The organism is Streptomyces sp. CBMA29, assembly GCF_014596445.1.
Lineage (GTDB): Bacteria > Actinomycetota > Actinomycetes > Streptomycetales > Streptomycetaceae > Actinacidiphila.
The window spans coordinates 67916-80924 of sequence record NZ_MECL01000136.1 but is presented as its reverse complement, the minus strand read 5'-3'; the positions used below and the strand labels follow the sequence as shown (position 1 = coordinate 80924).

Annotated in this window: 7 protein-coding genes; 5 read left to right on the top strand and 2 right to left on the bottom strand. The window is 70.5% G+C overall.

Translation table 11 applies throughout. From position 1 onward, the window contains the following. Positions 1–622 precede the first annotated feature (622 nt). Together BGM09_RS19230 and BGM09_RS38530 are read left to right on the top strand one after the other, a co-directional pair. Positions 623–3151, top strand: a complete 2529-nt coding sequence (locus BGM09_RS19230) for a DEAD/DEAH box helicase (RefSeq protein ID WP_223187252.1) — start codon at positions 623–625, stop codon at positions 3149–3151. Between the two features lie 685 nt (positions 3152–3836). After that, positions 3837–6506: a helicase associated domain-containing protein gene (locus tag BGM09_RS38530; protein WP_317452782.1), complete on the top strand. Its 2670-nt coding sequence runs from the start codon at positions 3837–3839 to the stop codon at positions 6504–6506. 385 nt (positions 6507–6891) lie between these two features. Here the strand turns inward: BGM09_RS38530 and BGM09_RS19220 are convergent, their stop codons facing one another. After that, positions 6892–8772: an ATP-dependent nuclease gene (locus tag BGM09_RS19220; RefSeq protein ID WP_188282869.1), complete on the bottom strand. Its 1881-nt coding sequence runs from the start codon at positions 8770–8772 to the stop codon at positions 6892–6894. A 395-nt stretch (positions 8773–9167) separates the two neighbouring features. Then, on the bottom strand, positions 9168–9386 hold the full coding sequence (locus BGM09_RS19215; RefSeq protein WP_188282868.1) for a hypothetical protein: 219 nt from the start codon (positions 9384–9386) through the stop codon (positions 9168–9170). Positions 9387–9493: 107 nt separating this feature from the next. Between BGM09_RS19215 and BGM09_RS19210 the strand changes: the two genes are divergently transcribed. From BGM09_RS19210 to BGM09_RS19200, 3 genes are all read left to right on the top strand, one after another. Then, entirely contained in the window at positions 9494–10612 is a 1119-nt protein-coding gene (locus BGM09_RS19210; protein ID WP_188282867.1) for a hypothetical protein, read from the top strand. A 28-nt stretch (positions 10613–10640) separates the two neighbouring features. Continuing rightward, positions 10641–12035: a TniQ family protein gene (locus BGM09_RS19205; protein WP_188282866.1), complete on the top strand. Its 1395-nt coding sequence runs from the start codon at positions 10641–10643 to the stop codon at positions 12033–12035. A 173-nt stretch (positions 12036–12208) separates the two neighbouring features. Beyond that, on the top strand, positions 12209–12988 hold the full coding sequence (locus tag BGM09_RS19200) for a TnsA-like heteromeric transposase endonuclease subunit (RefSeq protein WP_317452781.1): 780 nt from the start codon (positions 12209–12211) through the stop codon (positions 12986–12988). Positions 12989–13009 lie beyond the last annotated feature (21 nt).

Genomic DNA, 13009 nt, shown 5'->3' with positions numbered 1-13009 from the left:
CCCGCGGAGCGGGTGCCACATCGCTGCGCGATGTGCAAGCGAAACGCCTCGCTTCGCTCTGCGTGACCACGCTTCGCGTGGTCTGCCCGGCTCCGCCGGGCCAACCCCTCCGCTTCGCTCCAGGGTTGACGGCCGCCCATGCGGCGGGCTCCGCCCACCTCCAGGCGGCCCTGGGCCACTCGCTCCGCTCGGGTCCCGGCGGTGCGCTCCGCGCCCCGGACGGTTGCGGGAACAGGGAACCGGTACGGCCGGTGGTGGAGGCGGGCAACAAGCAGGCCGGCAGGGGGGGTGGCCGGCCCTGGGCCGGTGGGGGGGGTGGCCGGCCCTGGGCCGGTGGGGGGGGTGGCCGGCCCTGGGCCGGTGGGGGGGGTGGCCGGCCCTGGGCCGGTGGGGGCGGGGTTCGGGGGTGCTGGTGGATGGGGGTGGTCGGATTGGGGTGTGGGGACGGTCGGGGGTGGGCCGTGCGTGGTGGGGGCGGATCAGTTTCGGACAGTTCCGATCGTGGGGGTGATTCGGGGGTGCGTCAACTTTTGAGCTACGCTAACCTCTGGACTCAGACACCACCCCCGGAGCACACCAGCCCGGGGCAGCACATCGTCCCGGGATGGGGAGCGTCACAATCATGGTGGCGGTAGTCGAAACAGAATCAGAAGACGTAGAGATGGGATTTGATCCGCTGCCGCATCAGATTGAGGCGTCCGACGCGGCGGCGCGAAAACTCGAATTGCTGCCGGGCCAGACAATGCCCGCGCAAGGTCTGCGGACTCAGGTCATCGCGGCAACTGGTTCCGGAAAAACTTTTATGGCGGTGCTCACCGCGAAGAAGTTGCGGGCGGCCAAGGTTCTGGTTCTGGTTCCGACGTTGGACCTCCTGGCACAGATGGCGGCCGCGTGGCGGGCCGGCGGCCGCGGTGGTCCCTTCTACGGGATCTGCTCCCTGCGGGGCGATGACGCCCCGGGGCTGGCGTGCACGACGGACGTGGACGAACTGGTGGACTGGACCGCCGGCTTGGAGCAGGTGACGGTGTTCGCCACCTACGCCTCGGTGGGGCTGGGAACGCTCCAGCGAGCCCACCAGGCGGGGCTTTCGCCCTGGTCGCTGGTAGTGGTGGACGAGGCGCACCGTACAAGCGGCCGGGGCTCGAAGCCGTGGGCCGCGATCCACGACAACATCAAGGTGCCGGCCGACCGCAGGCTGTACATGACGGCGACTCCGCGGGTGTGGGAGGCCCCGGAGGCTGAGGAGGGATCGCGTTCGGCTCCGGTGCTGGTCGCGAGCATGCAAGACGACCCGGACGGCTTGTTCGGCAGCGTGGCGTACAAGCTGACTCTCTCGCAGGCCCGCAATCTTGGGCTGGTCGCGGCCTATCAGGTCGTGTGCGTGGACGTGACCGACCCGGAGCTCCAGGCGGCCGCGCTGCTGGGGATCGAGGCCAGGTCGGACAGCGTGCGCGGCTCCCGGCTCGCGACCTTGCAGACCGCCGCGGTGAAGGCCGCCGCCGACAAGGGCCTGCGCAGGATGCTGACCTTCCACTACCGGACCAGCGAGGCCGAAGCGATGTCGGCCGGGGTGCCGGCGGTGGCGCGGCGCCTGTGGGAGGACGATCCGGAGACGTACCCGGAGCCGGATCGGGTGTGGGCGGACTGGCTGTGCGGGGAGCACAAGCCGGGGCACCGCAAGGCGACGCTAGCCACCTTCGCGGACCCGGTCGGGACCCGCGTCGACGGCAACCGGGTGCCGATGCGGCTGCGGCTGCTCAGCTCTGTTCGGATTCTCGGCGAAGGGGTCGACACCCCGGGGTGTGACTCTGTGTTTTTCGGGGACGTGCGCGGCTCCGCCGTCGACATCCTCCAGATCGTCGGCCGCGCCCTGCGCATGAAACCGGGAGAGGGCAAGGTCGCCAGCTTGGTTGTGCCCGTTTTCCTGGGCAAGGACGAAGACCCGGACGCCATGCTGACCTCCAAGGGGTACGAGTCGTTGGCCCGGATTCTGGCTGCGCTCCGTAGCCACGACACGGACACCATCGAGGCCCTGGCGGAGCAGCAGTCGACCAGCCGGTACCGGAAGCGGTCGGCGGCGGAGATCATCGCAGCGGGCCGGGGCGAGGACGGGGTGACGTCGGCTCCCGCGCAGAGCCTCCTGTCGTTCTCCACCCCTCGCGATCCGGCGATCCTTGCGCAGTTCATGAGGTTGAGGATTCGCAGTCCCGAAAACACGTACTGGCGTCACGGCGTCCAGGCGGCGACCCGGTATGTGAAAGAGAACGGTGATCTGAAAGTTCCGTACAGCTTCGTCACGCCGGAGGACTGGCAGCCCGCTGACTTTCCCTTGGGGACGTGGATCGCGGATCAGCGGCGGTTTTACAACGCGGGCCAGATGAAGCCCGCGCGTGCCAAGGAACTCGAAGAGTTGCAGATGATCTGGTCGCATTGGGACGTCGCTTTTGCCGAGGGACTGTCAGCGGCGGAGGGGTGGGCGGCCGCCCACGGGCACTTCCTCCCGCCCAGCACGGCGGTCTGGAACGGGCACCCGGTAGGGGTATGGGCCAAGAATTTGAGGACGGCCGGTCGGAAGCTGGCGCAGATCGAGGCGCGGCGCGAACAGGGGCTGCCGCTCGGCTCCACCACGGGCGCGCTCACCGAAGAGCGCAGAGACGCGCTCGAGGCCATCGACCCGTCCTGGTGCCCGGCCTGGCCGGTCGCCTGGCAGCGCTGCTACAAGCTGTGCCGGGGCCTCATCGAGGCCGGCGCCCCGCTGCCCGCTCCGGGCGAGGCCACGGTGCAGGGCGAGGACCTCGGCGCGTGGGTCCAGGCGCAGCGCCTGGACTGGGACGCCCTGCTGCCCGCGCAGCAGTGGATGCTGGAGAACATGCTGCACCTCGGCCCGGCAGACCCCACCGAGAGGCCGCCGGCGGCCCGTACGCAGGCAGACAAGTGGGCGCTGAACATCCGGGCCGCCAAGGAGTTCCACGCCCGCGAGGGCAGCCTTCGGGCCGTTCCGCGCAAGGCCGTGGTCGAACTCAGCGAGCCGGACGGGACGGTGACCGCCGTGAAACTGGGGCTGTTCGTGGACAACTGCAGGCGCCGGGCCGACAAGCTGAGCGCGGAGCGGCGCGCGGAACTCGATGCGTTGGGGATGCGCTGGGCATAGGGCCGGGCTGGGTAGCGTCCCCGTGTTGGTTCGCCCCGCGACGACGGAACTGGCAGCTCGTTGAGCGAGCTGAGGACGTTGAGGTGGGGCGATGGACATCGAGAACCGGATGTCGGCAGCGGCTGTACTCGATAAGCCGATGGCCAGCGGTTTGTGGCGGATGGCTCCGCTGCGGGGAGAGATGACGCAGTCGTTCTTGGGCCGGCTGGCCGCGGGGTACGGCATGGAGTTCGGCTTTTTGCTGGCCGCCGTGGTCGATGTGGGCGGCCGGTCGAACACGATGGGGCGGGCCCGGCCGGACAGCGAGGTCTTCCTGAACCGGCAAGCGCGGGAGTGGGTAGCGGCGCTGTGCCGGGTTCCCGAGGATTATCTGGCGCGGACTTTGCCCGCCTGGACCCAGGAAGAGCCGAGGAAGCGATTCCCCGCGGGGCCGGCGGCGCAATTCCACCGCACGCCGGAGATGGTGCGGTCCTGGGGGCCGGCGTGTCCCGGGTGCGTGGCACGCCGTACACGGGTGGCGGGGTCTGCGCGCCTGTATCTGGGGCCACTGGATCGACTGTGCGGGTCGCACGGCTCATGGCTGCTGCAGGTTCCCGGCACCGTCGGTCTGGTGGTGGACGTGTCGGGGTATCGGAAGGTGGCCAGGGCGCAGCACCGTCATGCGAGGCTGCTGCGCCGGAGTCCGGTGGGGGCCGGCGCTTTCGAGGTGGCCCAGGCGGTGACCGCGTCGTGGTGGTGGCGGGCGTGGCCGCAGGAGCATCTGTGGCCGGCCCGGCTGCGGGCGCTGCGGCCTGGCACGGTGGACCGGGAGGTGTGGCGGGTGGTGGCGCGGGAGTTGGTGACGTATCCGGAGACGGTCGCGCTGGCCGTGCTGCTGGCCGACTCGGACGTGCGGCGGCGTGTCGTGGCCGGGGGTCGTGTCCCGTTCCGGCTGGGCGATGTGCCGGCGTTGCTGGCAGCTGTGGCCGGTGGTGTGGGGCGCCCATGGATGATGGAGGGCCTGGCACAGCAGACGTCGGGACCGCTGTTCGCGTGGGCGTACCAGTGCGCGCGCGCAGGAGGCGGAGGCGACGCGGGGCAGCCAATGTGGGCGGTGGCGCCGGCGCACCGCCTGGGGGGTGTGGCCGACGAGCTCGCCGAGCACGCGCAGGGCGGGCGGGGTGGCACGAAGGGCAAGCGGCGGCGGCGCGGGCACAGCCGGCAGTCCGACGACGCCTTCGCTGCTGGCCTGGCGCACGCCACCGGGTACGCCCGCGACCACGGGAGCCTCGCTGTACGGAAGGACGCCGTGGTCGGTTCCTTCAAGCTGGGGGAATGGCTCAGCAACCAGCAGGCCAGGGCCTGGGCGCTGGCCCCTGAGCGTGTGCAGGCGCTGGAGGACCTGGACCCGTGGTGGAACGTGCCGTGGCCCATGCAGTGGCAGCGCTCGTACTACCGTGCGCGTGACCACGCCGCCGTGGACGGGCCGCCCGATGCGGCTGCGGGGTTCCCTGGCACGGCGATGCTGAACGGGGAGTGGCTGTACCTGCAGTGCACCCAGTACGCGTCGCTCCATCCCGAGCAGCGGCGTCTCCTGGCGGACATCGGCATCACCGCAGCTGTGGCCCGCGCGGCCCGGCCGCGGCGGCGCAGTATCTGGGCAGGATTCGAGACTGCGTTGGAGCACGCCAGGTCCTACGTTGCCGAAAACGGCCACCTGGCGGTGACGAGAAAGATCGCCTACGAGGGGTACCCGCTGGGGACCTGGGTTGCGAGCCAGCGCAGCAAGGCACGCAAAGCGGCCGGGCCCACCGTCCGCTCCCGCGCCCTGGACGCTGTCGACCCCTGGTGGAACCCGCCTTGGCCACTGGCTTGGCACCGCACCTACGCCCACGCGCGCCGACTGGTCGACAACGGCCACCGGCTCGAGCCGGACCGCGGCTTCCCCGGTCTGGACGCGGACCTGGCCCTGTGGCTGTCGCAGCAGTGCACCGCCTACCAGACCCTGCACCCCGGCCAGCAACAGCTGCTGGCCGGCATCGGCCTCACCACCGATGCCGCCACCGCAGTGCAGATCCCGATCCCGGCGTCTGCCGCCGAGTCAGGGTGGAAAGCGGCCGCTGATCCTGGCAGAGCGGCCGGAATGTCGAGTGCTCGCTCCTTCGCCGCTGCCGCGGGCCACCTGGCGGTGCCGCACGGCCACGTGCATCACGGGTATCCGCTGGGCCAGTGGCTGGCCGAGCAGCGTGGCCAAGATCGCCGCTACCAACAAGCCCACGGCTCCGTCTCACCCCGCGGCCAGCTCCTGGCCGAGCTGGACCCCTGGTGGAACCCGCCCTGGCACTACACCTGGCAGCGGTACTACCAGCAAGCCCGCCACGAGCACAGAGAAGGCCGGCTGGTCGTGTCGCAGCCCGCCGGCCCGGCCGACCTCCACAGCTCAGACAGCGAAACCGCAGCCTGGTTGAGCCGGCAGTGCGCCCGCCACGACGCCCTGCACCCTGAACAGCAGAACCTCCTGGCCGACGTCGGCATCACCGCCACCCTCGCCCACGCCGTCAGTGCCGGCGCCCGCCACCAGCGCGTTGACACGGGGCTGGCCCACGCCCGCGCCTACGCCGCCATCCACGGGAACCTGGCCGTCCCCGGGCCCGCCCAGCACAACGGCTTCCCCCTGGGCGCCTGGCTCCTGCGCCAACGCCACCGCGCCCCCGAAGGCCGCACCAACCCCGCCCGGATCGCCGCGCTCAACGCCCTCGACCCGCACTGGAACCCGCCCTGGCCCCTGACCTGGCAACGCGCCTTCCACCGGGTGCGGACCACCACCGCGAACGGCAGCCCGACCAGGGCCGACCAGCGCTGGATCACCACCCAGACCCTGCTGTGGGACAGCCTCCACCCCGCCCAACAGCAACTCCTCACCCACCTGGGAGCAGGCCCCGCCCAGGCCCTGCCCGCTCCGGCCCCCACCTCCGCACGCCGCTACCCGGCCCCCGCCGGACTCCCCCACGCCCGCACCTACGCCACCACGTACGGGAACCTGGCCGTCCCCACACCCACCCAGCACAACGGCTTCGCCCTCGGGCGCTGGCTCCTCCAGCAACGCCGCAAAGCCCGCACCGGCCGGCTGTCCCCACGCACCCGGCAAGAACTCGCCACCCTCGACCCCTGGTGGAACCCGCCCTGGCCCTTCAACTGGCAGACCACCTACCACCAACACCACACCGCCCTAGCTGCAGGCCAGCCCATCACACCCCACCTACAACACTGGGCCCACAAACAAACCACCGCCTGGGACCAGCTCCACCCCCACCAACAAGCACTCCTGGCGGACGCTGGCATCCCCGGCGGTCCGTCCCCAAAGCGCCCGCGGTAACGATCTCCGTCTCAACACTCGGCATGCGCCGGTAGGGCGGCGGGGCGCCATGGAGCCGGGCTGAACACCTGAGGCTACTGAACCAGTCAGCATGCGCTCAGCTAGGTCGGGCGGCACTCAGGAGTGCTGATGTCAGTGGGTGGGGGAAGAATGACTACACGTGAAGGAGGGACTATGTCCATACCGGACAGAGAGCCTGCTCTGCGCATCCCAGAGCCTGGCGGATGTCGCTGGTGCGGTGTTAGCGAGCGGGATCACATGCAGCGTTGGAAGCCGCCGGTTGGATGGCATAAGTGGGAGGCGCCAACCGATGAACAGCGCAAGGAGCGCATGGTCGAGCGCCGTCGGCGGATGGCAGGGTCCGCTTCGAAACCCGCCGACAACGCTACTCGGCTAGCTTCCTGACCTGGGTAAAAACATCTCTGAGCTGCTGCGGCACCTGCAGTGGATCATTTAGTGCCAGAGCGAACCTGTACATCATGTCCGGCTTGCCACCAGGGCCGACGTCGCTTCCTGTCTGCAACATCTCTTCGACGACTTCGCTGAACTTCTTGGTCTCCCTGAGCTGTGCGAAGTCCTCGCTCGTCCACACTCCGTGGTTCTTGGGCCACACCTCGTTCGCGACTGTCGCCCACAGGTCGTCTCCGAACAGAGCCTCCAACTCCGGCACGTCGTCGGTGCCGTCGTCGCCGGTCTCGCCGATGAACTTGACATAGTCTGCGACCTTGGGCCCAAAGTGCTCGCGCAGCTTGTGATCCTTGAAGATGCTCTTGGGTAGATTGCGGCTGTCCGCATCGACTACCAGCATGAATGCTCGCTTGTGTTCGACCAGGTAGCGGGCTAGGTGAAGTGCGCCTTCGTTATTGAAACAAGCCCATAGAGCCACGCCTGCCCCCTGAAGTGACAGGGCTTCGCAGAGCCGGAACAAGATTGGGAACGCCCGCTGCTCGGTGTCCCCTTCCACGGCCAGGAAGCAGCGTTCATGGAGCAGAACCGAGTTGCGCAGCCCCAGCGATGTGGCGATCTTTCCTAGGTGCAGGTCAATGGCTGCTCCGAGGTCGTCGGCTCCGATACGCTCGCTGACAGTCCTGTGGTTTTCCAGCTTGAGGTGTACGACATCGGAGATGTCGACCCCATCGATCAGGTTCATGGAATGCGTGGCGACCATGACACTGACATGCTTGATCGCCGCCTGGCTTCGGATCAGCTGCATCACCCGACGCTGGTGGTGGTAGTCCAGGTGCGTGTCCGGCTCGTCGTAGACGACGATGGTCTGTACAGGCGGAGCTTCGGAGGCGCTAGGGTCCGACGCGGCCGGTTCGCTGGCTCCAGCTGCCTCGTCAGCTAGGAGTTCACTCGTCCACTCCCAGATAGCCAGCGAGATGCGACGGTTGCTGCCGAGCCCCGAGCGGTCAAGACTCATGGCTTCCCCCCGGACGCGGGCGATCCGCAGCGGGGCCCCGCGGAAGCCATGCTGAAACGAGACGTCCGGTTCGACGAAGACGTCAGCAAGGTCCGGGCAGCGCGTCTTGATGTGATCGCAGAGCGACTTGGCGTCGATGCGCAGACGCTCTTTCACCTCGTCCTCGACATCCCGAAGCTTGCCTTGGAGACCGGGATCCTCGATGTGCGTCTGAAATTTCTCGGCGAGCGCGGTCTTTACGGCTTGGTCGGGTCGGGCAGCCTTCCCGTCAAACACCAGCACCTTGGGCATCCTGCTACCCAACCCGGATGGTGCCGGCAGCCATCCCTCCCCTCGCGAGTTTCTCTCCCCGTATTCGCGCAGAGCCGTCTCGTAGTCCCCCTTTCGGGGCGTCCTCTCGGTGACAGGCTTGACGCCCAGTTCGGACGCCAGAGCCTTCAGCTCGGCGGCTGAATACCGAGAGAGCGATACGAGACGTTCGTCTTCGGGGAGGGCACTCCAGATCTCCAGCGAAACAGTGAGGTCCGCGTCCGCCTTGCGCCGCAGGCGGATCTCTGCCGGTAGTCCCAGGGTTTCCTGCTCCCAAGGATCGAGGAAGAAATTACCGGTCACGGTCGTTTCGGGGCATCGGTCGGCGGATTGGGCCTCAGTTGAATCGCCAGCGAGATAGCTACGGTCGTCATCCGCGATACCCCACTTCCCCAGCAGGAAGCCGAGCGCGTCCAGCAGCGCGCTCTTACCGCCGTCGTTGTGGCCAGCGATGATGGTTGGTTTGCTGACTGGGATGTCCGAGATGGCTTGCAGCGAGCGGAAGCCGCTGACAGCGAATTTCTTCAGGTGCACTGTAGGTCGACCGCTCCACGCCCTCGGGCCGCCAACCAACTTGACGGCACTGCCAGATGACGGGACACCAACATCGCCAACGGAGCGGCGGGGCGTCTCAGACACACCATCCTAGGACTTTACTGACTACCGCGCGGCCTTCCCGGAAACCGGGACACACGGCAGCACAAGACTCCAGACGACATTGGTGCTGCGAACGTGCGTCGGTACCGACGAGCTGTCGCCAACGAGCAGCACGGGCAACCTCGGTGGCCGCAACGCCGTGAGGCCCCTATTAATCGGCTCGGGGCCGGGAACGTCCAAGGCCTCCGCAGACGGGCGAGATCTCCGTCGCTGGCGGCCCGGCTCCGGCGGGTTTCCCCGCCACGGGAGTGACAGCGGCATCGGATCCCGTGTCAGGGGCTCGGCGGGCAGTTCCGGTATCGGTGGAGGGCCTGTGCGAACTGGCCGAACATTGCCGCCCGGTGAGCGCCGCGGGCACCGCGCAGGGACGCCAGCAGTCCGAGGAGCAGGAACAGCGGCCTGCCCCAGCGCGCGAGCAGGAACAGTGCCATGGCGGCAGGGGGCAGGCCGGCGAGCACGGCGGTCAAGGCGGTCGGCGTACTGACCAGCATGGTGATCGATTCCTTCCCGGCGTCGCTGTGCGCGGCGCCTGGCGCCATCTCCTCACACAGCTGGACGGCCTCCGGCTGAAACTTCGCGGGGCTGTAACCTGGGGCAGGTGACCCGCTCCGCGCCCTCCGGCGCCGATGCTGCGCTCATCGCCGCACTCGCCGACCTCGGACTGACCGTCTCCCAGGCGCAGTTGGAGCGGTGGCGGGCAGCGCACTACCTGCCGCCCCACCCCCGCGAGCACTTGGGGCGCGGCCGAGGCACCGCCTCGCACCTGCTTCCCCAAACCGTGGCCCGTGCCGCCTGGCTGGCCGCAGTCTCCCGTCAGGGCCGGGCACTGCCGGTCGCGGGGGCCTGGGCCTGCTGGGCAGCCGACGGCTCCCCGGGCGGTGTGGCCCGGCTGCGGACCGCGGTCGTGGACCAGCTCGACCGGTACGGGAAAAGGCTTGCGGCAGGCAACACCGATGATGACGACAGTTGGCAGCGGCGCCACAACGCGGCCGAGGCTGCCGCGCGCCGCGTGCCCGGCCTTGACCAGCACGCCCCGCTGCGGGCCATCGCCACCACCGCCGCCCGCGACCCGGCCGCGGTCGCGCCCCTGCCGCGCGTCGACCGCGGCCTCGCCCTCGTCCTGGGCCGGCTACTCGCCGGCGGCGGTGAAGATGTCGGCGAGGACGAACTCCTGGAAGCGCTGTGCCTGGTCTTCCCGGAGCAGGCCAGAGGACTGCGTACCGCGGCCGCGGCCCGGGACGCAGCCGGGCACGGCGGTACGTGGAAGGGCTTTCCACTGGCCGGAGGCTGGCCGGTACTGCAGGACGCGGTACAGGCCGCGCCCGACCAGGCCCTGGCCCGCGCGGTGGAACTGGTCACCGCCACCGCCGCCGCCCTCGAACTGGTCCTCGTCCGCCTCGGCCCCGCCGCCCAGGCGGGACTGCCCGCACCGCCCACTGGCCTCGATGTCGAAGCAGTCCCGGACGCCATGACCACGGCGCTGGCCGACCCCATGTGGGACGAGTGGGGCCGCCACATGCCCCTCCACGGCGACAGCCCCGCCTGGCCCACGGTCGCCGCTTTCCAGACCGCGCTCACTCTCCTTCTGCCCGGCCGGGCCGACGCCCTCGCCGGCTACCGAGAACGCACCGAACAACTCATCCGCCCGTCCAGCCGTATCCCTTCCCGGCCGCACGTCGTCCTGGGCACGCCCCGGCACCAGCGCAGGAGCAGGTGAATCATGACCGAGTCCACTCCCCCGGGCCGTGTCCCCGGCGCCAGGACGCAGGAGCGGCGCCCGGCACATACCGATCAGGCCGCCGGTCCCCGCAGCGCTGCCCAACCGGCCCTCCGGCCCGCGGTGGCCCGCGGTGCTGCGGGTCGCCCCGGTGGCCGGGGAGACAACGTGGTCGTACCTGTCCCGGATCGCCGGACGCTACGGCATGGAACCCGCCGCGCTCCTGCCCTGGTGGACCTGGACCGGCTCCCGGCCCAGGGACGATCTCGGCCCGCGCGACGACGCCGAGATCCTGCTCAACCCAGCAGGCCAGCAACGACTGGCCCAGCTCGGCGGAGTCAGCGAACGGGCCCTAGTCCAGGCGCTGCCCGCGTTCACCGGCGAACCGCTGCCACCGGCACCCGGTTCGCCGGCCCTGCGCGGCGAGGCGGCCGACTCCGGCAGACCGGCGGGCCGGTGGAAGGTCGCCTCGGCCGGGGAGCACGGGCCGGTGGCGTACGGGTGCGCGCTGTGCACGGCCGTCCGGTCCGGGCAGGACAGCGTGGTCGTGCGGTACGTCGCGCCGTGGCAACGGGTCTGTGCCCGCCACCAACGGTGGATGCTCACCGCCGGGGACAGGCACCGCCACCACCACCTGTACCTGCGCGCGGCCCCGGAGGTCGCCGCGGCGCAGCGGGCCTGGCCGAAGGTCGCCCGGACCGCGGCTGCGGCCGGGGCCGATCCGGGAAGGGTGTTCGCTCTGTCCCATGCGGTGGTGTGTGCGTGGTGGGAGCACGCCCTGGAGTGGGAGCAGGAGCAGATCTGGCCGGTTCGCCTGCACGCGCTCGCGGGCGGGGATGCCGGGCCGCGGTTCTGGTGGTGGCGGATCGTTGCCCGTGACGCGGTGGTCTTTCCCGAGACGGTGGCGCTGGCCGCCGTGCTGCTCGACCCCGGCATGCAGGAACGGATCTGGGACGACCACGGGCGCGGCGGGCCGGTTCACCCGTTCCGACCCGATGGGGCGTTCTTCCGCGAACTGGCGGTACGGCTGGGGCGGCCCTGGCTGGCCAACACCGGCCAGGCCCCGCAGACGGGGCTGGTGCTGGGCGGCCCGCTACATGCCGGGCCGCTGCTGGACTGCATGGGCGCGTTCACCCGCATACGCCGCGGGCAGCAGCACCCCAACGGGTACGGCCTGGACCCATGGTGGCTGCGCGCCGACCACCGCCCCGCCTCCGCTCGGGTCCAGCTGCGCGCCCTTGCCGAACAGGCCGGAGCCGCGCGCGGAAGCGGCAGCAACGGCGGCGGCGCGCCCATGGTCCGGCGCCTGTACCGCGACCGCCACGGCCGCGCCGCCATGGTCTCCTACCGGCGCGGGGATGGCTTCGACCTGGGCAGCCAGCTCGCCACCCGCCCTCGTGTGGCAGGTCGCGCCAGCTACTGAATGGAGGGCTGTGTCATTCGTTCGGGTGAAAGCAGCTGGACCGTGCTCGGGCGCGGTGAGCGTGGACTTGGCTGTCGGCTGTGGAGGGGAAACAGTCCGCAAGCCGAGAGGCAGAACGAGCAGGCCCCAGTGCCGCGGCCGGTGCCGGGGTGCTGCCTGGGTGGGCCGCTGACGTGGAGGCCCTGTTCGCCGGCGCGGACGGCGTGCTGGTGCAGCAGCGGTGGGAGCAGACCGCACCCGTGGTGCGGTTTGAGGATCTGCCGCCGGTGGCGGCGTTCCCGGTGGTGCCGGGGCGCAGGTGGGGGCCGGGCTGGTGGTGGTCGGCGACCACTGGCGGTCATGTGGCGCACGGATCGGTGGCGATGCGTACGCAGTTGATGGTCCTGGACCGGGACCCGGCGGTGACGGGGCTGGCGGCGCGTCCAGTGCGCATCGTGTGGCGCGATCCCGGAGACGGGAGGGTCCGTTCCTGGGTGCCGCAGTTGTTTGCCCGGTACGCCGACGGCACCGGGCTGCTCGCCGACTGCCCCGCGGCCCCGGGCTCCGGCGGTGCCCGGGCGCAGGGGGCCGCGCAGGTGCTCCAAGCGGCATGCGCGGCAGTGGGCTGGTCCTACCGGCGTCTCGCTCCGCCCGATCCGGTGACAGAGGCGAATCTGCGGTGGCTGGCCGGCTACCGCCATCCCCGCAACGCCGGCAGTCCGCAGCTGCGGGCGGCGGTGGCCGGTGCGTTCGCCGTGCCCCGGCCGCTGGCCGAGGGCGTGGCGGCAGTGGGTGATTCGCTGCAGGTGCTGCCGGCCGTGTACCACGCCCTGTGGTCGGGAAAGCTGACGATCCGACTGGACGAGCCGCTCCATGAACAGGCGCTGGCACACGCCGGTACGGGAAGCCCAGACGGTGCAACTGCCCGGCCGGCCGGTGCCGGCGGGCAGAGCAGAGGGAATGGCCGGCAGTGAGCACGATGGGGGGCGCGCCGC

Excerpts from the sequence above, each read along its gene's own strand:
- BGM09_RS19230 (WP_223187252.1), top strand. The coding sequence starts at position 623 with ATGGTGGCGGTAGTCGAAACAGAATCAGAAGACGTAGAGATGGGATTT.
- BGM09_RS19215 (WP_188282868.1), bottom strand. The coding sequence starts at position 9,386 with ATGCTGGTCAGTACGCCGACCGCCTTGACCGCCGTGCTCGCCGGCCTG.